This window comes from Halogranum amylolyticum (assembly GCF_900110465.1).
Classification (GTDB): domain Archaea; phylum Halobacteriota; class Halobacteria; order Halobacteriales; family Haloferacaceae; genus Halogranum; species Halogranum amylolyticum.
In genome coordinates, this window is the sequence record NZ_FODV01000006.1 from 163,846 (window position 1) to 185,223 (window position 21,378).

Consider the following 21,378-nt stretch of genomic DNA (forward strand, 5'->3'; position numbering starts at 1 on the left):
GGCTGAGAGAGCTACGTTTCGGGGGCGTCGTTCCAGAGGTCGACGTGGAGTCGCGGCGTGTAGCGATAGCCGTACTCGACGGCGAGGTCGGCGACGACGGTGCGTGTCTCGGCGAGTCGGTCGCGAGTCTGTCCCTCTGGCATCAGCAAGACGTCGGTGTCCGGAACCTCGACGTCGGCGGCGGCGCGAATCTCGGCGACGAGCGACTCGATCTCGGCCATATCTTCGCGGCCGGTGACGACGAACTTGAACTGGCGGTCGTACCGTTCGGCGAACGTCGCCAGCGCGTCGACGTCGACGCGGCGCTCCTCGTGGCGCTCGGCCCACTCGCCCTCGCCCTTCGGATCCCTCTCGACCGTCGGCGTCGAGGAGGCCAGTTTCGGACTGACGCTCGCGAGGTCGATGGGCGTCTCGGCGTCGGGGACGATAGTGCCGTTCGTCTCGACGGTGGTGTGGTAGCCCAGCGCGTCGAGTCGCCGGAGGAGGTCCTGCGAGGACTCGTGGACGAACGGTTCCCCACCCGTGAGGACGACGTGGTCGGCGTCGTAGCTCTGGACTTCCTCGACGATGTCGTCCAGCGTCAGCCACGCGTGGGTCGGTTCCCACGAGGTGTGGTAGGAGTCGCAGAACCAACAGCGGAGGTTACAGCCGCTGGTACGGACGAACACGCTCGGGACGCCCGCGAGCGTCCCCTCTCCCTGCAGCGAGACGAACACCTCGTTGACGGGGAGGGCGTCGCCCTCGGGCGCGCTGTCGGGACGCTCGACCGTGGACGTGACCGGCATCAGAACGACCCGCCGCAGAGTTCGCTCGTCTCCGAGACCTGTACCGAGACGTCGCGGACGTTGTCGCCGAGTTCCTCGGCGAGTCGCCGTTCGAGGACGACGCTCATCACCTCGGCCGTCGGCGGCGACTCGAAGCGAACGACCGCGTCGCCGTCGCCGCTGGCCTCGAACGCCTCGACAAGGGGATCACCCTCCTCCAGAAGGAACCGGTGGTCCCAGCGGTCGACGATCTCCGTCACCTCGCCCTTGTCGACGACCCACCCCTCCTCGGTGAGGTCGCCGACGACACGAACGGAGATCTCGTAGTTGTGGCCGTGCGGACGGCTACACTTGCCGTCGTGATGCATGAGTCGGTGGCCCGAACTGATGCGGATCGGTCGGTCGCGGCCGATGTGGAGAACGCGTGCGCCGGCGTCGACGTCGGCGAGTCCAGCCTCGGGAGCATCTCCGAGTATTCTCTGGGTCATATTCGATGAATATCTTCGGGGCGTATAAAACCGCGTTTACCGGTCGTGCTGTGGGCGTCGCTAGCGGGAAACCGGGGCAAGGGAGCGGGTTGGAGAGCGGTGAGAAAGAGGGGGCGGTGACTAGAGAACGGTCGAGTGTCAGTCCAGCCCTTCGAACGCCGCGATCTTCTCGCGGCGCTCGTCGTCGATGGGCGTGGGCTTCCCCGTCTCGGCGTCGACGATCACCTGCGTCGTCCGGGCGGTGGCGGCGACCTCGTCGCCGACGCGCACCTCGTACTCCATCGGGTAACTGGACGTCCCGAGGTCGGGCACACGGACGGCGACGGTCACCTCGTCGCCGAGCGTCACCGACCGCTCGTAGTCGATCTCGAGGTTGGCGACGACCATGTCGATGTCCGCCAGTTCGACGTCGAGGACGGCGTCGAGATAGTCGACGCGGGCGTGTTCGAGGTAGGTGACGTAGACGGCGTTGTTGACGTGACCCCAGGGGTCGAGGTCGCGGTAGCGCACCGAGAGGGTCGTCTCGTGACGGAACTCGCTCATAGGGAGAGAGCCACGGGCCGGGAGTGAAAGCGCGAGGGTCGGCGACGGGTTTGCCGCCACCTGTCTCAGCGGTCGAACCGACGACCGAGCGCCGCCGGCAACCGCTCGGCGACGCGACCGCCGAGTCGGTCGCGGACCGTCCCGACCATCCCGTTCGGGACGTAGAGCACGAACAGCACGAACAGCAGCCCGACGTAGAGGGCAGCGTGGCCGTTCAGGAAGGTGTCGATCGCCTCGCCGACGGTGAGGCCGTCGTAGACGACCGTCGACAGCGTCGCCTCGCCGAGCTGCGACTGGAGGTACGGGAGGAGCCCGCCGCCCTCGCCGGCCTTCGAGAGGAACTCGCGGACCGTCTCGTCGAACAGCCGTCCGTACAGCGGCCCGGCGAGCGTGCCGAACCCGCCGATGATCGCCGCGAGGAGTGCGTCGCCGGCGACGAGGAAGAAGAAGGCGTTCTCCGGCGTGGCGGAGCGACGGAACCCCGCGAACAGGCCGCCCGCGACGGCGGCGAAGAAGGCGCTGATGGCGAACGCACCGAGTTTGTACCGGAAGGTGTCGTAGCCGACCGCCTCCGCGCGTTCCTCGTTCTCGCGGATGGCGACCATCACCCGCCCGAACGGCGAGTGGATGATGCGCTGCATCGCGAAGTAGCAGACGAGGACGACGAGCCCGACCATGTAGTAGGACACCTCCGTCGTCGACAGCGAGACGAACCCCAGCAGTCCCTCGATCTCGTCGCCCGACAGCTGGCCGATGGCGAGGTTCAGCGCGTCGACGCCGGGGACGCCGATCTCGAAGCCGGTGGTCCGCCCCGTCACGGCGATGCCGTCGCGGGGGTTCGACCCGACGAAGTCCCAGTCGCGGACGAACACGTACAGCACCTGCGAGAAGCCGAGCGTGATCATCGCGAAGTAGACGCCCGTCAGGCGGAACGAGACGGCCCCGATGAGAAGCGCCAAGAGGAGCGCGAGGAGGCCGCCGAGCACGAGCAGCAGCACGAACGGCGTCTCCGCGCCCAAGAGAGGAAGTTTGCCGTTCGCGGCGAGGACGACGAGGTACGCGCCGGTCCCGTAGAACGCGGCGTGGCCGAACGAGAGATAGCCCGTGTAGCCGGAGACGAAGTCGAACGACATCGCGAAGAGCGCGAAGTAGAGCACACCGACCATCGTCTCCACGCGCGGGAGCAGCGTCGTCATCTCCGCGGAGAGCGGCGAGCTGACGAGCAGCGTGTAGATACCGGGGTAGGCCGCGAGGAAGGCGACGACGGCGAGGTGGACGACGTGGTCCCGGAGGTACTGGACGGGCCACGTCTCGGCAACGTCGTCGAACCGAGCGCCGAACTCGACGCTAATGGCCCCCCACCTCCTCGACGCCGAACAGTCCTTGCGGGCGGACGACGAGCATCACCACGAGGATGAGGAAGATCGTCATCTGCGGGAGGCCGGTGAACTCGACGGCGTTCTGGAACCACCAGGTCGTCGTCGCGTCGGCTAGACCGACGACGAGCCCGGCGACGACCGTCCCCCGGAACGTTCCGAGGCCACCGATGATGACGACGACGAACGCCGGGAGCAACGTCTCGGAGGCCAGCGGGACGCTCGCCCCCCACGTCGGGTCCCACATGAGCAGCACGCCCGCCGCCCCTGCCAACCCCGCACCGAGCGCGAAGACGACGGTGAACACCCGGCGGACGTCGACGCCGAGCGCCTCGGTCATCTCTGCGTCCTCGCTGCCAGCGCGGATGTAGAGGCCGTACCGGGTTCGCGTGAGGAACGCCCAGATGCCGGCGACAGTCAAGACGCCGAAGAGGATCTCGAACAGTCGGAGTCCCGGCACCGAGACGGGACCGAGACCGACGTTCTGCGAGAGCAGCGCCGGCTTCGTCGCCAGCGCGTCCTGCCAGTCGGAGATGGGTTGGAGGCCGTAGAAGCTGACGACGATGCGGGCGAGTTCGTCCAGCATCAGCGTCAGCCCGAACGTCAGCAGAATCTGGTACAGCGGCGGTCGGTCGTACAGTCGGCGGACGAGTCCGACCTCGATCGCCCCGCCGAGCGCCGCCAGCGCGGCGAAGACGACGAGCAGTCCGACGAAGAAGTACGCGACCCGCGTCAGCGGCCCGGTGTCCTGCGAGACGAGGAGCACGAGCACCAACCCGCCGAGGTAGGCACCGATCATCGTCAGCGACCCGTGGGCGAAGTTGAGCACGCCCATCAGCCCGAAGATGAGGGTGAGGCCGCTGGCGATCATGATGTAGAGCGACGCCTTCGACAGCCCGTTCAGCAGGACCGAGAGGAGCGTACTCGGGTCGAGGAAGTCGACGAGGGCGTCGACGGTCACCTGTAACGGGAGGGACGTCAGGTCGACGGGGACGGCCCCCGGGTCGGTGGGAGCGACCGCCGCGAGTGCGAGCAGGTCGATCATGCCGACAGATACCTCCGGAGGCGCTCGTCGTCGGCGCTCACGTCCGCGGTCGACCCCGAGTCGACGACCTGGCCGTGGTCGACGACGAAGAAGCGGTCGGCGAGATCGAGCGCGAGCGGGAGGTTCTGCTCGACGAGCAGCAGCGTCGTCTCCTCGGCGGCGGCGGTGAGCGCGTCGGCGACGGCGTCGACGACGAGCGGCGCGAGTCCCTCCGACGGCTCGTCGACGAGCAGGAGGTCGTTCTCCCCGACCAGACCGCGTGCGATGGCGAGCATCTGCTGTTGGCCGCCCGAGAGGTTTCCTGCATCGCGCGACCGGTGTTCGCGGAGGTCCGGGAACGTCTCGAAGGCGAGGTCGACCCCCGCGTCGACGTCCGACCCCGAGGGGACGGCGACCCGGACGTTCTCCTCGACGGTGAGCTGCGAGAAGATCCGTCGGTCCTCGGGGATCCAGCCGACGCCGCGGTCGGCGACGTCGTGAGTGCCGAGGCCAGTGATGTCCTCGCCGCGGTAGCGGACCGTCCCCTCGCGGGCGACGGTGAGTTGGAGGATCGTCCGGAGAGTAGTGGTCTTACCGACGCCGTTGCGGCCGACGAGAGCGACGACTTCACCCTCCTCGACGTCGAGGGTGACGCCCTCGAGGATGTGGCTGTCGCCGTAGTAGCTGTGGACGTCGTCGAGTTCCAACAGCGGTCGGCTCACGCGCTTCCCTCCCGTGGCGAGTCGCCGGCGTTCTCGGAGTCGACAGTGTCGGGCGACCCCGCACCGCTCGGGTCGTAGCCGCCGAGGTACGCCTCCTGAACAGTCTCGTCCGCGCGGACGGCCGCGGGGTCGCCGTCGGCGATGACCGACCCCCGGTTCAGGACGACCACGCGCTCGGAGACGTTCATCACGATGTCCATGTTGTGTTCGACGAGCAGGACGGCGTGGTCGGTGGCGACGTCCTCGATGAGGTCGATGATGTCGCCGACGCTCTCCGAGGAGACGCCCGCGTTCGGTTCGTCCAGAAGGAGGACGTCCGGGTCGCCGGCGAGCGCGATGCCGACCTCCAGTTGGCGTTTCGCGCCGTGCGAGAGCGCCGAGGCCGGTCGGTCGGCGTCGGCGGCGAGACCGACGCGGTCGAGGATGCGGCGGGCCTCCTCGCGGTACTCGCCGAACGTCTCCGCGTTGCGCCAGAAGTTCGTGGCGTCGCTTCCGGCCGCTTGAGCGGCGATGCGGACGTTCTCGAAGACGGTACTCGTCGGGAAGACGTTCGTCACCTGGTAGGAGCGGTGGATGCCGAGCCGGGCCGTCTCGTGGGGGGCCGCGTCGGTGACGTCCGTCCGCGACCCGTCGGGACCGACTTCGACGGTTCCGGCCGTCGGCTCCAGCACCCCGGTGAGGAGGTCGAAGAACGTCGTCTTCCCCGCGCCGTTGGGGCCGATGAGCGAGCACAGTTCGCCGGAGCCGAGTTCGAAGTCGACGTCGTCGACGGCCGTGAGTCCCCCGAACTCCTTCGTCAACCCCCGTGTACGAAGCACCATGCTGGCTCAGAGGTTACAGCCCATCTCCTCGGAGTCCGCGGGGATGGTGGTCTGGTCCGCGCCGATGCGGGCGACGGGGTCGCTCGGCATGACGGCGGCCCCCCACTGGTCGGCCCACTCGTCGGTCGTCGGGACAGGGTTCGCGACGGTCATCGCCGACCGCGCCTGGTTGTTGTACTTCTGGAACACGTAGGCGTCTTTCCCCTTCGGCGTGTCCGCGACGGTCATCCCCTTCAGCGCCCCGGCGATGTCGGCCCCTTCCGTCGACCCCGACTGCTGGACCGCCTGCACGATGGCGGAGGCGGCCGTGAACGTCCCCGAGGTGAAGAGGTCGGGGACCTTGCCGTAGGCGTTGGTGTAGCTGTCGACGAACGCGTCGTTGATCTCGTTGTCGTACTGGTTCCAGTGGTAGCGCGTCGTGAACGGACCGACCTTCGTCTCGGCGAGCTTCTCCTCCGTCAGCGGCTTGCCGAGCGCCTTCTGGAGCGTCTGGCCGACGACGCCGTTCGTGATCTCGGTGGCGAACCCGCCGAACACGCGGTAGTCGTAGTCGCCGTTGAGATACGAGGTGAACAGCTGCGGGAGCGTGGCGACGGTGAAGCCGCCGACGATACCCTCTGCACCCTCCGAGACGGCGTTGTCGAGCAGCCCCTCCCACTCGGAGTACCCCTGCGGGACGAACTTCTCGCCGACGATCTCGACGCCCTCGTTCTCGAGGACCGACCGGTAGTTGTTGACGACTGCCCGTCCGAAACTGTAGTCCGCGCCGAACAGGTAGACTGTACTCACGTCGGTCTCCTGAGCCACGTACTTGCCGCCGGAGCGGGCGTCCATCGCCGTGTTCTCGCTCGCACGGAAGACGAGGTCGCCGCAGGTCTCGCTCGAGGCGGTGAGATCCGCCGAGGCGGCCGGGCCGACCATCATCGGCACCTGCGCCTGCTTGACGACCGTCTTGACGACCGTCCCCGCCGCACCGGAGGAGGCACAGCCGAACAGCATGTCGACCTCCTCGTTCTGGACCAGGTCCGTCGCCAACTGCTGGGCGGTGTCCTGGCTGAACGTCGTGTCCCGCACGTGCAGTTCGTAGGTGACGTCGCCGACGTCGACCGACTTCGTCCCGGTCGACGCCTCGGGGATCGGCTCCGTGTCGGCCTTGTAGGCGAGCCCCGAGTAGAACCCCCACAGCGCCTGCTGGCCGTAGTACTTCAGGTCGCCGGAGATGGGCTGAAGGACGCCGATCTTCACCGTACCCGATGCGCTGCCGCTCGTACCGCTGGTCGTTCCTGTCATCTCGCCACCGTCTCCGTCGGTTCCGTCTCCCGTCGATCCACCGTCTCCGTCGCCCGTGCAACCCGCGAGGCCGGCGACGCCCGCCGCACCGGCGACGCGGAGCGCGTCCCGTCGCGTGAGTCGGTCGTGTGTCATACTGTCTCGTACTCCCGCGAAGAACGGCAAGTATTTCTGGGTTAACATGTTAACGCGTCGTTCGAGTCACCTCGCACGACGGTCGAGAGCGGACGTCGGGTAGGACGGTCAGTCGAGTTCCTCGATCGCCTCGACGACGCGTTCGATCATCTTCCGTTGCCCGCGCCGGAGGTTCTTCGAGACGGCGGGTTTCGAGACGTCGAACTCGTCGGCGAGCGTGCCGAGCGTCGCCGAGCGTGGACTCTGGAAGTAGCCGCCCTGGACGGCGGTCTCGAGCGTCTGCCGTTCGACGTCCGAGAGGTCGCGACAGCCCTCGATGAGCGTCATCGCCGCCCCGACGTTCTGGACGAACCCCTGCAGTTCGGGGAGGTCGGGTTCGCGGCGGGCGACCACGGTGACCTCGTTGCTCCGGTCGAGTCGACTGAGCGCCGCGTCGGCCTCGCCGGAGTCGTCGAAGCCGACGTGCCATAGTTCGCTGCCGTCTTCGACGTACGAGGGACCGGTGAGGTAGCCGTCGTTGTCGCGGATGGTCGCCATCGCGTCGGTCTGGCCGACGCTCGTCCGGATGTGGGCGACGTTGTCGCGCCGTGAGAGGAGGTCGTAGTCCGCGAGGCCGTCGTGGCCACGGAGGACGTCGAGGCCGTCGTCGAGCGCTCCGCGGTCGACCGCCTCGACGACCATCCGCGAGTCCGTCTGCCGTCTGGCGGTGTCGAACTCCCAGTGGACCGCCGAGAACGCGAGGTCACACTCGTCGGTGGCGGCGACGAACGGACAGTCGTACTGCTCGATGTCCAGCGTGAGGTCGATCATGGCCCTGGGTAGCGTCACCTAGAGATGACGGGTGGAAAACAAAACTGTTTGCCATGATAGTTAGCGATCGGGCGGCGTTCGTGGCCGCCGAGACGAGGTTGGTGGTGGCGAGACGCGATCGGTTGCCGTGACGAGACGGAGTCAGTCGTCGGTCGTCGATCCGTCGTCGGGTGTCGACCTCTGGCCGACGTCGACGTCGTTCGCACCACCGACGAGGGCGTCGACGTATCGACCGACCGGTCTGTCGAACCGCCACCGTCGGTCCGTGACCTCCTCGAGCGGGACCCACGTCGGGTCGCCCTCCCACGACGGATCGGCCAGCGGGGACTTTCGCGTCGGTGACGCGGCGTAGAGCCGTTCGACGCCACCGTAGACGTTGATCCGCTCGTCGACGCAGTCTCGGAGCTCGACGTCGACGCCGGTCTCCTCGCTCGCCTCTCGACGGGCCGCCTCGGCGAACGTCTCGCCCGACTCGAGCGCGCCGAGGGGGAGCATCAGATAGTCGCCGGTGTCGATGGCGAGGAGTCGCCCCTCGTAGGTCGCGAGGACGCCCGCGGTAGCACGCGGCCAGAGCAGTCGACTGAACAGTGACGTGAAGGGAAGCATCCCCCTCCAGAGATACCACGACCGAAACCCCATACTGCTCCTGTGGTCGTGGCGACTGCAAAGGGTTGTCGGCCTCGGTCGCGAGTCAGGACTCGCCGAACCGCTCTTCGACGGCCTGTCGGTCGATCTTCGACGGTCCGCTCGTCGGCATCTCGTCGACGAACGCGAGATGCTTCGGCAGTTTGAACCGGGCGACTTTCCCGTCGAGGAACTCGCGGAGCTCCTCGAGCGTCAGGCCCTCGTCGCCCTCGACGACCGCCTTGCCGACCTGCCCCCACTGCTCGTCGGGGACGCCGAGGACGACCACCTCCTCGACTTTCGGATGGGTGGAGACGACGCTCTCTATCTCGGGAGGATAGACGTTCTCGCCGCCGCTGACGTACATGTTCTTCGTGCGGCCGACGACGTGGTAGTAGCCGTCGGCGTCGACGCGGGCGAGGTCGCCCGTCGACACCCAGCCGTCGCCGAACGTCTCGGCGGACTCGGTGGGGGCCTGCCAGTAGCCGTCGGCGGCGTGGAGACCCGCGAGTTCGAGTTCGCCGACTTCGCCCCGCGGGACGGGACCGTCGTCGTCGACGACGCGGGCGTCGACGTGCATCGCCGGGACGCCGACGCTCTCGGACTTCTTGTGGGACCACCCGTCGGGCATCGCGAAGTTGTTCGGGCCGCACTCGGTGAGCCCGTACCCCTGCGAGAGGTCGACGTCGCGGTCCCACCACGCCTCCATCACCGACTCGCGGCAGGGGCCGCCGCCGCTCTTGACGAACCGCAGCGACGAGAGGTCCGTCTCGCCCCAGTCGTCGTGGCGACACATCGTCCGCAGGACGGCGGGGACGGCGACGAGCACCGAGGCGTCGTGTTCGGGGATCGACCGAAGCACCGTCTCCGGGTCGAACTCGCGGGCGATGACGACCGTCCCGCCGAGGTGGAACAGCGGCACCGTCAGCACGTTCCAGCCGCCGGTGTGGAACATCGGGAACACCATCGGCGTCGTGTCCTCGGGGCGGAGCCCCCACGCCGTGATGGTGTTGAAGGAGTTCCAGACGACGCTGCGGTGGGAGACGACCGTCTCCTTCGGCACGCCGGTCGATCCGCCGGTGTGGAGAAACAGCTGTGGATCCGACAGCGAGACGTCGGCGAAGTCGACGGGGGAGTCGTCCGCGGGGAGTCGCTCGCCGTAGCGCGGCCAGTCGACCGTCAGAGCGGAGGAGCCGGAACCCTCGGCGTCGGCGACGACGAGCATCTCGGGAGCGACCGTGCAGTCGTCGTGTCCGAGCACGTCACGGGCGAGGTCGGCGAAAGGAGCCTCCACGAGGAGGAGTTCGGGGTCGACGGTCGACAGCATCGCGGCGAGTTCGGGCGGGGCGAGTCGATGCGAGAGGGGTGCGAGCACGCCGCCCGTCTTCCCCGTCGCGAAGAAGCAGTCGACGAGTTCGGGGCGGTTCCGCGAGAGCGTCGCCACTCGACCGCCGTCGGCGACGCCGTACTCGCGGAGCAGTCGAGCGGTGCGGTTCGCATGAGCGTCGAGTTCGCGGTAGGTGAACGCGCGGTCGGTCGTCGCGTCGACGAGGCCGACTTTCTCGGGCGAGAGGCGAGCACGGCGTTCGCTCCACGCGCCGACCCAGTCGAACGGGACGTCGTCGGGACACGGCGTCGGGCCGTCGGCGACGCCACCGTCGTCGGGGTCGTCAGCGCCCATCGACGAACTCCCGCAGGCGGTCGGTGACGTCGTCGGCCTGCTCGACGAAGAAGAGATGCGACCCCCCAGTGACGCGCTCGAACGTCGCGTTCGGGAGGCGCGCTGCCAGTCGCTCGCCGTTCTCGATCGGGAGCACGCGGTCGGCGGTGCCGTGCAGCACGAGCGTCGGCAGCGTCAGTTCGTCGAGACGGTCGGCGACGTCGAACGTCGCCACCGCCGTCGCCTGCGCGTCGCGGGCGGCCTCGTCGGCGTCGCTCTCCAGTCGCCACTCGACGATGCGGTCGAGGAGGTCGTCGTTCGAGGCGACGAACTCCTCGGTCAGCGCCGGCTCCATCTTGTACCTGATCGCCTCGCGTTCGTCGAGGCCCTCGGGGACGTCGAACATCCGCGCCTGCGTCTCCGGCGGCGTCGGAACCGCGTCCTCGCCGCCGAAACTCGTACAGAACAGCGCGAGCGACGTCGCGCGGTCGTAGTCGAGTGCGTACTGCTGGGCGATCATCCCCCCCATACTCGCGCCGACGACGTGCGCCGACTCGACGCCCGCGTCGGCGAGGACGGCGTCGAGGTCCGCCGCCATCGTCTCGATACTGTAGGGCCCCGGCGGCGCGTCGGAGTCACCCGTCCCGCGGTTGTCGACGACGATAGTGTCGTACGTCTCGCTCAACGGGTCGCGTTGCCAGCGCCACATCCAGCGGCCGTAGCCGAGCCCTTCGACGAAGACGACGGTCTCGGCGTCTGTCGGTCCCCTCCGCTCGTAGTACAGCGAGACGCCGTCGTTGGTCGCGTACTCCATGGTGGTCACTCACACAGGTAGGAGTATCAAGGGTCGACTTCACATGTTAACCTCGGACGGTCGCGTCCGCTCGCGGGACGCCGAGTCGACGGCGGCCGAGAACGGCGCGGGAACGGTCGTCGCCGGAACGGTCGGCGTGGAGTCAGTCGACGAGCCGGGCCGACTTGTCGCGGCGGTCGGACGGCTCCGCGTGCATATCGACCGCTCGCCAGACGTTCGCTCGTACGCCGACGGGTTCCAGTTCGAGCGGGACGGTCGCACCGACTGGCAGGGCGGCGAGCGTCCGTTCGAGGTCCGACGACGCGTACTCGACGAGATATCTCGTCGAGTTCGTGTCGACGACCTCGACGGTCATCGTTCGGTGGTCGTTCATCTCTCGGGTGATGCGGACCGTCTCCACATCCTCAGAGGCAGGGGTGTGAGCCATGAGAGAACAGATAAGTTACATACTATTAATACTTGACATTTGTAACGTTTTGGGGAAAATGGTGCCGGTTCCTACCCCGGAGTGCGAAAACGACGTGTCAGATCTGAGGGCGTCTCCACCACGGTCGGTCGCGCTGCGACTCGTGGGCTCGAATCGACTCGGAGAGACGTCTCACTGCTCACGTCGTTCGCAGGAGAAGTCCGCTCTCCCCGATTTGAATCCACTCGCTCCCGTTCGCTCACGGTGCTCGCTCACCTTCTGCTCGCTATTCGAATCGGGTCAAGTTCACACGGACGTTCGGCGTGGTTCACACGCTCAGCTCGTTCACGTTGCGCCGAGAGAATCGAGTCCGCTCTCCCCGATTTGAACTCGCCGAGACGGTCGCTTCCTTCGATCGCGCTGCGTCTCGTCTGCTCAAAATCGAGGCGAGAAGTCCCTCACGTTCGACACCGCTCGCTGCGCTCACGGATGTTGAAGTTCAGTCCGCTCTCCCCGATTTGAACGGGGGACAAGCCGATCTACAGTCGGCTGCTCTGCCAGGCTGAGCTAAGAGCGGTCACTGAATACTACGGCCGGTCCAAAACTTAAGAATTCTCATTCTCTCCGTCGACGAGCAATCGTTCGGCGAGGCGGTCGATGGTAGTCTGTACGGCCGCGAGCGCCGGGATCTCGGTAGGGTCGTACTCCCGTTTCGGGACACCTGTGTGGTCCGCAACGACACCGTGGGCGCGTCTCGAGAGTCGGGCCAGACGCCGCTGACGGTCGGTTCCGTGGTACGCAGGGAGCGACAACCGCGAGACGACGCTCTTCGAGAGAGCGGCCTTTCCCCCGCCGGCGACGTCGCGGAGACAGCGCTGGTACGGTGCGGAGTTCAACAGTGCACAGAGGAGGTGTGCCTCGTCGGCGTCGTCTGTCGGGAGGAACAGACAGTGGTCGCCGGGGACGACCGGTCGCTCGCCGAGGTCGGAGTCGTCGACGGTCGAGACGACGGCGAACTGCGGCTCGAACCCGAGACGACACCAGACGACCTTGTAGTCGGCCCACGTGTACGGTCCGAGTCCGAACAGCGTGTAGAACGGCCCTCGGTCGAACCACGTCGAGGAGCGCTCGACCAGACGCTCGCGGTGTGCGCGAAGGTACGCGTAGGTCCGGGGGGCAGTCGCGGCCAGCGACGCCTCGTTGTCCTCGCTCGCCCGCCGCATCGGCACCAGTTGGAGGTCGTAGCCGAACAATCCGTAGCTGACGATGTGCCGGGACTTGAGATACGGGTAGACGTGGTCGGGTTCGAGCTCCGAGAGCTGCGGGCGGTCGAGACCGAAGACGGCCTTCGCGTCGTCTTTTACCCCGTGGCGGATCTCGTGAGCGCACTCCCCGACCGCCCGCCGCTCGGCGTCCTCGCGCACCCACGACCCGGCCGAGTCCGCGGAATCGACCGGGCACAGCGCCGTCTCGGTCGTCGAGAGCGAAGCGGCCATCGCGTCGAGCGAGTCGAACGCCGGAGCGACGCCCTCCCGACGTCGCCAGCGCCGCATCGGGACGGGGAAGCGCGACGCGGTGTCAACAACGTCGGTAGAGTCGGCGACGTCGACGGAGGCGGAACTCGTGGCGACGTCCGCCGTGAACCGGTAGACTGCGGCGTCGGCACCGACCTCCGTGCCGAACGGCGAGAGGCCAGCGAGGTCCTCGACGGCGTCGAGTCGGAGTCGTCTGTCGCCGACGCGGAGTCGGCGGAACAGTCGACCGGCCGACCCCGTCAGCTGGTCGCGCTTGAGCACGAGGCCGGCCCGTCCGCCTCGACGGAGATAGCGGTCGAGACAGACCCACGCGAACGGAACCGAGAGGTCGTCGTTCGCGTAGCCGAGCAGGGAGTCCGGCCCGCGCGCCGGCAGGAGATCGAGCTCCGACACGTAACCGTCGCGCCAGCGTTCCTTGACGGCGGGCGCGAGTCGATCCCACGTCAGCCACGGCGGGTTGCCGACGAGCACGTCGACGCGCGGGGCGAACAGCTCCCCGTCGAGGCGGGGGACGTCGTCGGTGAGCGCGAGCGCGTCGCCGAAGGCGACCGGGAGACGGAGTTCGCGGGGAGCGTCGTCGGGGTCTGTGGCGTCGAGGTCGGCGAGGATCGGAGCGAGTGCGAGCGCGTACGCCAGTCTCGCACACCTGACGGCGACGGGATCGAGGTCGATACCGAACACCGAGTCGGTGATGCGGTCGACCGCTGTCGCGGGTGAACAGTCGAGTGCGCGACGCTTCGCCTCGACGGCGGCGACGAGGAACGCGCCGCCGCCGCAGCCGGGGTCGAGGACGGTCGACTCGGCGTCGGCGACCTCCTCGGGGAGCGCGAGCGACGCGACGCCGAGCGGCGTGTAGTACTGCCCGAGGGCGAGTCGTACCGAGTGCGAGACCGCTCGCTCGTACCCGTCGCCGAGGACGGTCGGGTCGGCCCGTCGGAAGTCGTCGGCGTCGAGGGCGGCGAACCCGGCGTCGACGACTGTCGACGAGTCGAGTTTGTCGGCGACGCGGGCGTGAACCGAGTCGAGCGAGACCAGGAAGAGGTCGGCCGTCGCCGTCGGGTCCGACTCGGAGAACGTGACCGCGAACGCGTCCTCGAACGACCGACGGAGCCGCGTGAGCACGAAGTCGTAGGCGAGCGTGTCGACGAAGACGCGACGTGCGGTGGCGGACGTGTCGTCGCCGACGTCAGGGAGGTCGACGCCGACGTCCCCATAGCCAGTGTCGACGTCACCGTCGTCGGGACCGTCTTCCTCTGGGCTGGCCTCGGCGAAGGCGGGGCCGTGATGTCGGCGGACGAAGCCGCTCCACGTCGCGAGCGCCTCCCGGAGCCGGTCGTCGCCGTCGACGAGGAGCGTGCCAGCGGCCGCTCGATAGGCGCGCTGAACGCTCCCCTCGGGGGCGAGAACTCTCTGCAGGGGCCGCCGTGCGTCGCGTCCGTCCATGGGCGAATCCCGTATAGATGGGTGCAGAACGGACTTAGTCGTACGCCCGAGCGGAGCAGCAGCCCATCCGGTGACACGTCGCACCGGTCACGACGGTCACGACGGTCGCGCACCCGACACAGTCGAGCGTCCGGGCCGGAGGCCGCAGTCACTTTATCCGGGGGTTTCGTCCCGGAACCCATGGGAGAGGACCGACAGGCCACGTTCGGCACGGACGGGGAGCTGCAGACGGAGACGCCGCCGGAGGCGACGGGCGAGAACGACTTCGGCGAGGAGAAGGGAGGCGACGAGACGGACGGCGGCTACAGTCGCTACGTCGTCTCCAGTCTCCTCCAGAAGGCGGTCCGCCGCTCCGACGAGGAGGTCGCCGCGTGGGCCGCGTGGGAACTCGCCCGCTCGGGGTTCGGCTGGAACCTCTGGGACCGCTTGAACCTCTACGTCGTCGAGGACCTGCGTGCCGGCCAAGACGTCGCGCTCCACATCCGACGCTACGAGGAACTCGCCGAGGAGTGGGAGATGGACTCCTGGCGCGGTCGACTCTGCGGGATTCAGGCCGCGCTCGCCGCCGCACGGGCGACGTCCTCGCGGGAGGCCTCCAACGCCGACGAGTACTTCCGGAAGGTCGCGGAGCGACGCGCCGATGCGTACGAGCGCGGCGAGGAGCCGACCCACGACTTCCCGGTCGGCGACCTCACTATCGACGGCGAGTTCGACGCGATCTTCGACGGCCACACCGGCGAGGGAAAGCGTCGCGGGCGCGGGACGGAGTTCTTCAAGACGCGCGGTGCTCGCGTCGGACCCGAGGGCGAGGGAGAACTGAGTGCCCGCTGGCAACGGTTGGCGATGGTGCTCGACGAGACCGACTACACGGAAGAGCAGATCCGCCACGCCCTCGAAGCGGTGCCGGCGGACGCGAAGTGGGACGAACCGTCGGAGGACGAGCTCTAGGTCGGCACGTTCAGTCCCACAGATCGTACATCTGGTCGCGCACGCTGCCGGCGTAGTGCTCTCCCTCGTAGACGACGCCTGCGCCCAGTTCGTCGGCTTCCTCGGCCGCGTCCGCCGCCTCGGCCGCGTCCGCCGTCGCCACGACCGTCGCCGCGATCCCTTCCGCTTCGAGCGCCGCGAGCGTCTCCTCGACGTCGGCGGCGGGGACCGTCGCGAGCAACGAACCGGACCCGAGGATACGGAGCGGGTCGACGCCCATCGCGTCACAGAGCGTCCGCGTCTCCGATCGGATGGGGAGATCGTCGACGGGTGTACCGTCGAACGCGTCGTCGAGGTCGAGACGGACCTCGGAGGCGCAGGCGAGTTCCACCAGACCGTTGAGCACGCCGCCCTCCGTCGGGTCGTGCATCGCAGTCGCGACAGGTGCGAGGACGGCGGACTCGGGGAGTACGCTGACGTCGTCGAAGAAGTCGACCGCGCGGTCGACGATCTCGGCGTCGACGCCGGCCGCCGCCAGCTCGTCCCGGAAGTCGGTCGCGAGGACGGCCGTCCCCTCGATGCCGACACCCTTCGTGAGAATCACAGCGTCGCCCGGCTCCGCACCCGACGTCGGGACGTAGCGGTCGGTCGGCCCCATGCAGGTCAAAGAGAGCAGCGGGCGGTCGAGTCCGGCGACCGTCTCGGTGTGACCGCCGACGATGGTGATTCCTAATCGCTCGGCCTCGGCGTCGAGTTGGGCGGTGATCTCGTCGAGCAGGTCGACGTCGGGGTCGGGCAGGAGGATCGTGCTCACCAACCACTCGGGGACGCCACCGCAGGCGGCGACGTCGTTGCTCGCGATGGCGACGCCGAGTGTGCCGATCCGCTCGGCCGCCAGCGAGATCGGGTCGGTGCTGACGACCATCGTCGACTCGTCGACGGCGACGGCGGCGGCGTCTTCGCCGTAGCCCGACCCGATGAGGAGGTCGTCGTTACGCGCGCCCGTCCGCGAGAAGATGTAGCGATCGAGGTCCGCGGGCGAGAGTTTGCTCATAGTCTCCTGTGTGTCGGGTGTGCTTTTGTGCCTTCCCGTCCAGTCCCGGTCGTGACCCGAGGCGACCGCCGTACGTGGCGCAGGGCCGTCGGGAGGCAACGACGACGGCGACCCCCACGGCTAAGCCAGTCCCCACGAAACGGCCGACCATGCAGATGACTCCCGGCCCGACGGCGGTGCCGCCGCGGGTCCGCGACCGAATGAGTGACCCGATGCCGAACCCCGACGTCGAGCAGTCCTTCTTCGACACCTACGACGAGGTCTGTGAGAAACTGAAGCGCGTCTACGACACCGACGACGACGTGATCGTGATGGGTGGTGAGGGAATCCTCGGCCTCGAATCCGCCATCGCGTCGACCGTCGCCCCCGGCGACGAGGTGCTGTGTGTCTCGAACGGTCTCTACGGCGACGGCTTCGCCGACTTCGTCGAGGACTACGGCGGCGAGGCGACGGTCGTCGGCGCCGACTACACCGACCCGCTCGACGTGGCCGGGGTCGAGGCGGCGCTGGCGGAGGGCGACTACAAAGTCGCCACGATGGTCCACTGCGAGACGCCGACGGGGACGCTCAACGACGTCGCGCCCGTGCTCGAACTGTGCCACGACCACGACGTGTTGACCGTCGTCGACGCCGTCTCCTCGCTGGGCGGGACGCCCGTCCCGAGCGAGCACATCGACGTCAACCTCGGCGCGTCGCAGAAGGCGTTCAGTTCGCCGCCGGGGCTGACGACCGTCGCCGTCAGCGACCGCGCGTGGGACGTCGCCGAGGAGCGCGACCCGAGGTCGCTCTACACGAACCTCCTGCCGTGGCGGGACACGAGCGAGCAGTTCCCGTACACGCACCTCGTCGCCAACGTCGCCGCGCTCGACGAGTCGCTGTCGATGCTGTTGGACGAAGGGCTCGACGTCGCCTACGACCGCCACGAGACGGTCGCGGCCCACTGCCGCAAGCGAGGAGAGGAGCTGGGGCTCGACCTCTATCCGGACGCCGAACGCAGTTCGCCGACGGTGACGGCGTTCCACCTGCCGGGTGAGGCGAAGGCGGTCCAGTCGGAGTTGGAGGAGGAACACGACGTCGTCCTCTCGACGGGCCTCGGTGACCTCGCCAACGACGTCCTCCGGGTAGGCCACATGGGCTACAATGCGCAGGTCGAGAAGGTCGACCGGGTGATGGACGCGCTGGACACGGTGTGCTCGGAGTGAGTCGTGGTGGGGAGTAGCGTCGAGCGCGTCAGTCTCGCGGCCGGGAACCCCGAGGGGGAGAACAGCGCGTACGTCCTGTCGGATCGCAACGCGGTCGTCGACCCCGGGCCGCCGACGGAGGACGCGTGGGAGCGACTCCGTGCCGGAATCGAGGAGACCGGACTCGGGGTCGGCGACGTCGAGTACGTCTTCGTCACGCACTGGCACGTCGACCACGCGGGACTCGTCCCGCAACTCGTCGACGCGACCGAGGCGACGGTCGTGATGCACGAGCGGGACGCGCCGCTCGTCGCCGACTACGCGGCCGAACGAGCCGAGCGCGTCGACCGCGACGCCCGCCGGCTACGGCAGTGGGGCGTCCCCGCAGACGTCGTCGAGGCGGTGCAGTCGGGCGACCGCCCCTCGCCGATGCCCGACTCGCTCGCCGACGACCGCGTCGCGTCCGTCACCGACGGCGAGACGGTCGCGGGCGTCGAAGCGGTTCACACGCCGGGACACACGCTCGGTCACGCGGCGTTCGTCGTTGACGAGGCGGGTGAGGCCGACAGAACTGGCGAGAGCGGCGTGACGACCGGGACGCCGTTCGTCGGCGACCTCGTCCTCCCGACCTACACGCCGAACGTCGGCGGCGGCGACACGCGACTCGAGAACGCGCTCGCGACGTATCTGGAGAGCCTCCGGCGGGTCCGCTCCGTCTGCGACCGCCGCGGCGTCGAGGCGGTCGCGCCAGGACACGGGTCGCCGCTCGCGTTCGGCGAACGGGTCGACGAGATCGTCACCCACCACGACGAGCGGAGTCGGCGGACCGTCGCGGTGCTCGACGCGGTCGACGACGAGAGCGGCAGTGCGGACGCCGAGAGAGCGCGTTCGGACGCCGGAGCGACCCCGTGGCAGGTCGCTACGCGACTGTTCGGCGAGATGGAGGGCATCCACGCCAAGATGGGTGCGGGCGAGGCGGCGTCGCATCTCGAGTTCCTCCGAGAGCGCGATGCGGTCGAGCGGGTGCCGGTCGGGGCGGACGGCGTAGACAGCGCAGGAAGCGCAGACGACGCAGACGGTCCGACGTCGGGTCCGCGTCGCTATCGCGTCGTCGACGCCGGGAGAGCCGGTGTCGATGGAGTCGAGAGTGGCTGAGAAGAGGTGGCCGGGAGGAGACGGCCGAGAGGAGGCGACCGAGAACCGGGGGCCGCCTCAGACGTCGAGCGTCCCCTCGGTCCGCTCGGTCTCGCCGTCGGCCGTGATGGCGATGTCGAGCTGCGCTCCCTGCGCCATGAGCGCCACGCCCTGCGTCGGACTCACCGAGAGCGTGTAGGCGAGCTCCCGCGTCTCGCCGGGTTCGAGGTCGCCGACGTCTGCCTCGACAGTCTCGACGTGGTCTCCCGCGGCGGCGATGTCGAGTGCGATACTGACGTCGGTCACCGGGCTGTCCGACGTGTTCGTGACGGCGGCGGTGACGTCCCGCGAGAACGTGCCCGATTCCTCGACGTTGACGAGTTCGAAGTCGAAACGGTCGGTGTGCATCAATCGTCTCGCATCTCGGCATCGCCGGTGGAGTGCCCTTCGGTTTCAGTCTGGGTCTCGCTCTCGGTCTGGGTCTCGCTCTCGGCCTGGGTCTCGGTTTCGCTCGGCGTCGACTCCGAGCGACGTTCGGCCGCCGTCTCGTCGAGCAACTCCGCGTCGTCGCGTTCGGTCACGCGGATCCCCTTCTCGGCGAGATGGCGCATCTGTCGCTGGGCGAAGTCCTCCTCGCTCGTCCCGCGGGTCGCGAGCACGTAGACCAGCGCGCTCCCGGTCGGACGCATCGTTCGACCGGCGCGCTGGGCACCCTGACGTCGGGAGCCGCCGAGGCCGGAGGCGACGACCGCGAGTTCGGCGTTCGGGAGGTCGATCCCCTCGTCGCCGACTCGCGAGATGACGAGCGTCCGGATGTCGCCGTCGCGGAACGACTGGAACAGCTGTTCGCGGCGGTAGTGCGGCATCTCGCCGCTGACGAACGGCACGTCGAGTTCCTCCTCGAAGAACCGCCCCTGGTCGAGATAGTCGACGAAGACGAGCGCCTTCGAGTCGGGGTGTTGGGTGAGCAGCCGCTCGACGGCGTCGAGTTTCGACGGGTTCGTCGCCGCCAGCATGTGCCGTTCGCGGCCGTCGGCGCTGCGCCACTCGTTGAGCGACGTGTCGTCGGTCCACGGGACGTAGCGGATCTCGACTTCCGGCTCCTGGACGAACCCGGCGTCGAACAGTTTGTCCCAGTCGGTGCCGATGGGCGGGCCGATGAGCGTGAAGATCTCCTTCTCGCGGTCGTCCTCGCGGACCGGCGTCGCCGAGAGACCGAGACGGTGTTTGGCCTGCAGGTCGGCGCTCCGGCGGTAGATACGGGAGGGGACGTGGTGGACCTCGTCGTAGAGGATCAGCCCCCACCTGCGGGAGTCGAACAGCGCGCGGTGGCGATCCATCCCAGCGGTCTGGTACGTCGAGATAGTGACGGGACGGATCTCCTTCTCGCCGCCGTGGTACTCGCCGATCTGCGCTTCGGTGAGCGTCGTGTGTGCGAGCAGTTCCTCCTTCCACTGTGCGGCGAGTTCGCGACTCGGGACGAGGATCAGCGTCTCGCCGCCGATAGCGGTCAGAACGCCGATACCGGCGACCGTCTTGCCCGACCCGGGTGGGGAGACGAACACGCCCGAGCGCTGCTCGACGAAGCGGTCGACCCAGTCCTGTTGGTAGTCGCGAAGTTCGATAGCGAGATCGATATCGAGCGGATCGCCGGTCTCGAGGTCACGGTCGTCCTGCACGGGGTAGCCTGCGTCGTAGAGGATCCGCTTGATCTCGGCGACCGCGTCGTCGAAGACCCAACACTCGGTGTCGGAGAGGGGCGCTTGGATCTGTTCCTCGTCGAGTTTCTGTCTGGCGACGTTGCCCATCAGGTTGTCCGTGGCGGCTTCGAGCACGGTGTAACCGTCCTCGTGGGTGTAGAGGGTGAACTGGTGGGCGCGTTTCCACTGCGATTCGACCCACTCCTCCAGATGTGGCGAGCGCCGCGGGAGGACGGATCGGATGCTCGTCAGGAGGCCGTCGAGCGTCTCGAACGGTGCCTGCCAGACGTCCTCCTGACGGATCTTGTAGAGGTAGCCCCGGCCGCGGTTCCGCTGTCGCGCCGAGTCCGACCGTTCGCCCGTCGCGTCTACGAGGTGGGCGAACTGCGAGAGCTGCGCGCGCGTGTACTGGGTCGGTTGGTCGACGACGATCTCTCGGCGTTCGGAGAACAGGACGACCCGTTCGCGACTCGCGACGTCCTCCCACTCCGTGGGATACCAGACGACCGGATCGGCCTCGACGTCGACGCGGGTGACGAGTCCGTCGCCGGCGAGTTCCTCGAGCGCCGCCATCGCCGCCGCCTGCGAACAGTCGAGTCGGCGAGCGACCTGTTGGGCGGTCATCACGGGGCGACCCTCGGCCTCGATGGCGTCGTAGAACGCGTCCAACGAAACGGGCGACGTCGTCGGATCTCCGCTCGTCGGTTGACCGTCGCCGTCCCGGGTCGGAGTGTCGGTTGTCTGCGCGTCCGGGTCGCCGTAGCTGTCCCCGTCAGTCATCGGTGGAGATAGCGGTGCCAACGGGAAACGGCTTGCGAACCCTGCGGGACGGTCCGGCTCTTGTGCCGAGACGGGACGAGACGGTCCGATCCTTGTGCCGGGACGAAACGGGAGGGTCCGAACTCCTCGCGGACGCGAGACTGTCGA

The 21,378-nt window shown here is 68.3% G+C and carries 20 protein-coding genes and 1 tRNA gene; 3 read left to right on the forward strand and 18 right to left on the reverse strand.

Annotation, left to right across the window (positions count from 1 at the left end; all coding sequences use genetic code 11):
* Positions 1 to 11: 11 nt before the first annotated feature.
* The 15 genes from BSG17_RS13725 to BSG17_RS13795 all read right to left on the reverse strand — a co-directional run bounded on the left by BSG17_RS13725 (position 12) and on the right by BSG17_RS13795 (position 14,455).
* Positions 12 to 785 (reverse strand): 7-carboxy-7-deazaguanine synthase QueE, encoded by a 774-nt coding sequence (locus BSG17_RS13725; protein WP_089825024.1) that lies wholly within the window; start codon positions 783 to 785, stop codon positions 12 to 14.
* On the reverse strand, positions 785 to 1,252 hold the full coding sequence (locus BSG17_RS13730) for a 6-pyruvoyl trahydropterin synthase family protein (protein ID WP_089825026.1): 468 nt from the start codon (positions 1,250 to 1,252) through the stop codon (positions 785 to 787). The genes BSG17_RS13725 and BSG17_RS13730 overlap by 1 nt, the downstream gene beginning before the upstream one ends.
* 138 nt (positions 1,253 to 1,390) lie before the next feature.
* Positions 1,391 to 1,795, reverse strand: coding sequence for an acyl-CoA thioesterase (locus BSG17_RS13735; protein WP_089825028.1), 405 nt, complete (start codon positions 1,793 to 1,795; stop codon positions 1,391 to 1,393).
* Positions 1,796 to 1,860: 65 nt separating this feature from the next.
* A complete protein-coding gene (locus BSG17_RS13740; protein ID WP_089825030.1) occupies positions 1,861 to 3,030 on the reverse strand; it encodes a branched-chain amino acid ABC transporter permease in 1,170 nt (389 codons plus the stop codon).
* Positions 3,031 to 3,142: 112 nt separating this feature from the next.
* Positions 3,143 to 4,132 (reverse strand): branched-chain amino acid ABC transporter permease, encoded by a 990-nt coding sequence (locus BSG17_RS13745; RefSeq protein WP_394327970.1) that lies wholly within the window; start codon positions 4,130 to 4,132, stop codon positions 3,143 to 3,145.
* A gap of 80 nt (positions 4,133 to 4,212) precedes the next feature.
* Entirely contained in the window at positions 4,213 to 4,917 is a 705-nt protein-coding gene (locus BSG17_RS13750; RefSeq protein ID WP_089825033.1) for an ABC transporter ATP-binding protein, read from the reverse strand.
* Complete coding sequence (locus BSG17_RS13755) at positions 4,914 to 5,735, reverse strand: ABC transporter ATP-binding protein (RefSeq protein WP_089825087.1); 822 nt, start codon at positions 5,733 to 5,735, stop codon at positions 4,914 to 4,916. The genes BSG17_RS13750 and BSG17_RS13755 overlap by 4 nt, the downstream gene beginning before the upstream one ends.
* A 9-nt stretch (positions 5,736 to 5,744) precedes the next feature.
* Complete coding sequence (locus BSG17_RS13760) at positions 5,745 to 7,163, reverse strand: ABC transporter substrate-binding protein (RefSeq protein WP_089825035.1); 1,419 nt, start codon at positions 7,161 to 7,163, stop codon at positions 5,745 to 5,747.
* A gap of 108 nt (positions 7,164 to 7,271) precedes the next feature.
* Positions 7,272 to 7,973 carry a helix-turn-helix domain-containing protein gene (locus tag BSG17_RS13765; protein WP_089825037.1) on the reverse strand — a complete coding sequence of 234 codons (702 nt, stop codon included), beginning with the start codon at positions 7,971 to 7,973 and terminating at the stop codon, positions 7,272 to 7,274.
* Between the two features lie 141 nt (positions 7,974 to 8,114).
* Positions 8,115 to 8,612: an NUDIX domain-containing protein gene (locus BSG17_RS13770; RefSeq protein ID WP_089825039.1), complete on the reverse strand. Its 498-nt coding sequence runs from the start codon at positions 8,610 to 8,612 to the stop codon at positions 8,115 to 8,117.
* Positions 8,613 to 8,664: 52 nt separating this feature from the next.
* Positions 8,665 to 10,278: an AMP-binding protein gene (locus tag BSG17_RS13775; protein WP_089825041.1), complete on the reverse strand. Its 1,614-nt coding sequence runs from the start codon at positions 10,276 to 10,278 to the stop codon at positions 8,665 to 8,667.
* A complete protein-coding gene (locus BSG17_RS13780) occupies positions 10,268 to 11,071 on the reverse strand; it encodes an alpha/beta fold hydrolase (protein WP_089825043.1) in 804 nt (267 codons plus the stop codon). Before BSG17_RS13780 ends, BSG17_RS13775 begins: the two co-directional genes overlap by 11 nt.
* A 142-nt stretch (positions 11,072 to 11,213) precedes the next feature.
* The gene (locus BSG17_RS13785) at positions 11,214 to 11,498 is read right to left on the reverse strand and encodes a DUF7999 family protein (protein WP_089825045.1); all 285 of its coding nucleotides are present in this window, start codon (positions 11,496 to 11,498) and stop codon (positions 11,214 to 11,216) included.
* Positions 11,499 to 11,980: 482 nt separating this feature from the next.
* Positions 11,981 to 12,054: transfer RNA gene (locus BSG17_RS13790), tRNA-Tyr, on the reverse strand.
* Positions 12,055 to 12,082: 28 nt separating this feature from the next.
* Positions 12,083 to 14,455, reverse strand: coding sequence for an N-6 DNA methylase (locus BSG17_RS13795; protein WP_089825047.1), 2,373 nt, complete (start codon positions 14,453 to 14,455; stop codon positions 12,083 to 12,085).
* 180 nt (positions 14,456 to 14,635) lie between these two features.
* Here BSG17_RS13795 and BSG17_RS13800 point away from each other — a divergent pair, with 180 nt between their 5' ends.
* Positions 14,636 to 15,403 carry a hypothetical protein gene (locus BSG17_RS13800; RefSeq protein WP_089825048.1) on the forward strand — a complete coding sequence of 256 codons (768 nt, stop codon included), beginning with the start codon at positions 14,636 to 14,638 and terminating at the stop codon, positions 15,401 to 15,403.
* Between the two features lie 10 nt (positions 15,404 to 15,413).
* On the opposite strand, the gene BSG17_RS13805 is transcribed toward BSG17_RS13800, so the two are convergent.
* Complete coding sequence (locus BSG17_RS13805; protein WP_089825050.1) at positions 15,414 to 16,436, reverse strand: AIR synthase family protein; 1,023 nt, start codon at positions 16,434 to 16,436, stop codon at positions 15,414 to 15,416.
* A gap of 149 nt (positions 16,437 to 16,585) precedes the next feature.
* Here BSG17_RS13805 and BSG17_RS13810 point away from each other — a divergent pair, with 149 nt between their 5' ends.
* Positions 16,586 to 17,638 carry a pyridoxal-phosphate-dependent aminotransferase family protein gene (locus BSG17_RS13810; protein WP_089825052.1) on the forward strand — a complete coding sequence of 351 codons (1,053 nt, stop codon included), beginning with the start codon at positions 16,586 to 16,588 and terminating at the stop codon, positions 17,636 to 17,638.
* A gap of 3 nt (positions 17,639 to 17,641) precedes the next feature.
* Positions 17,642 to 18,772 carry an MBL fold metallo-hydrolase gene (locus tag BSG17_RS13815; protein WP_089825054.1) on the forward strand — a complete coding sequence of 377 codons (1,131 nt, stop codon included), beginning with the start codon at positions 17,642 to 17,644 and terminating at the stop codon, positions 18,770 to 18,772.
* Between the two features lie 57 nt (positions 18,773 to 18,829).
* On the opposite strand, the gene BSG17_RS13820 is transcribed toward BSG17_RS13815, so the two are convergent.
* Positions 18,830 to 19,159, reverse strand: coding sequence for an FxLYD domain-containing protein (locus tag BSG17_RS13820; protein ID WP_089825057.1), 330 nt, complete (start codon positions 19,157 to 19,159; stop codon positions 18,830 to 18,832).
* Positions 19,159 to 21,231 carry a DEAD/DEAH box helicase gene (locus BSG17_RS13825; protein WP_089825059.1) on the reverse strand — a complete coding sequence of 691 codons (2,073 nt, stop codon included), beginning with the start codon at positions 21,229 to 21,231 and terminating at the stop codon, positions 19,159 to 19,161. The genes BSG17_RS13820 and BSG17_RS13825 overlap by 1 nt, the downstream gene beginning before the upstream one ends.
* Between the last annotated feature and the right edge of the window lie 147 nt (positions 21,232 to 21,378).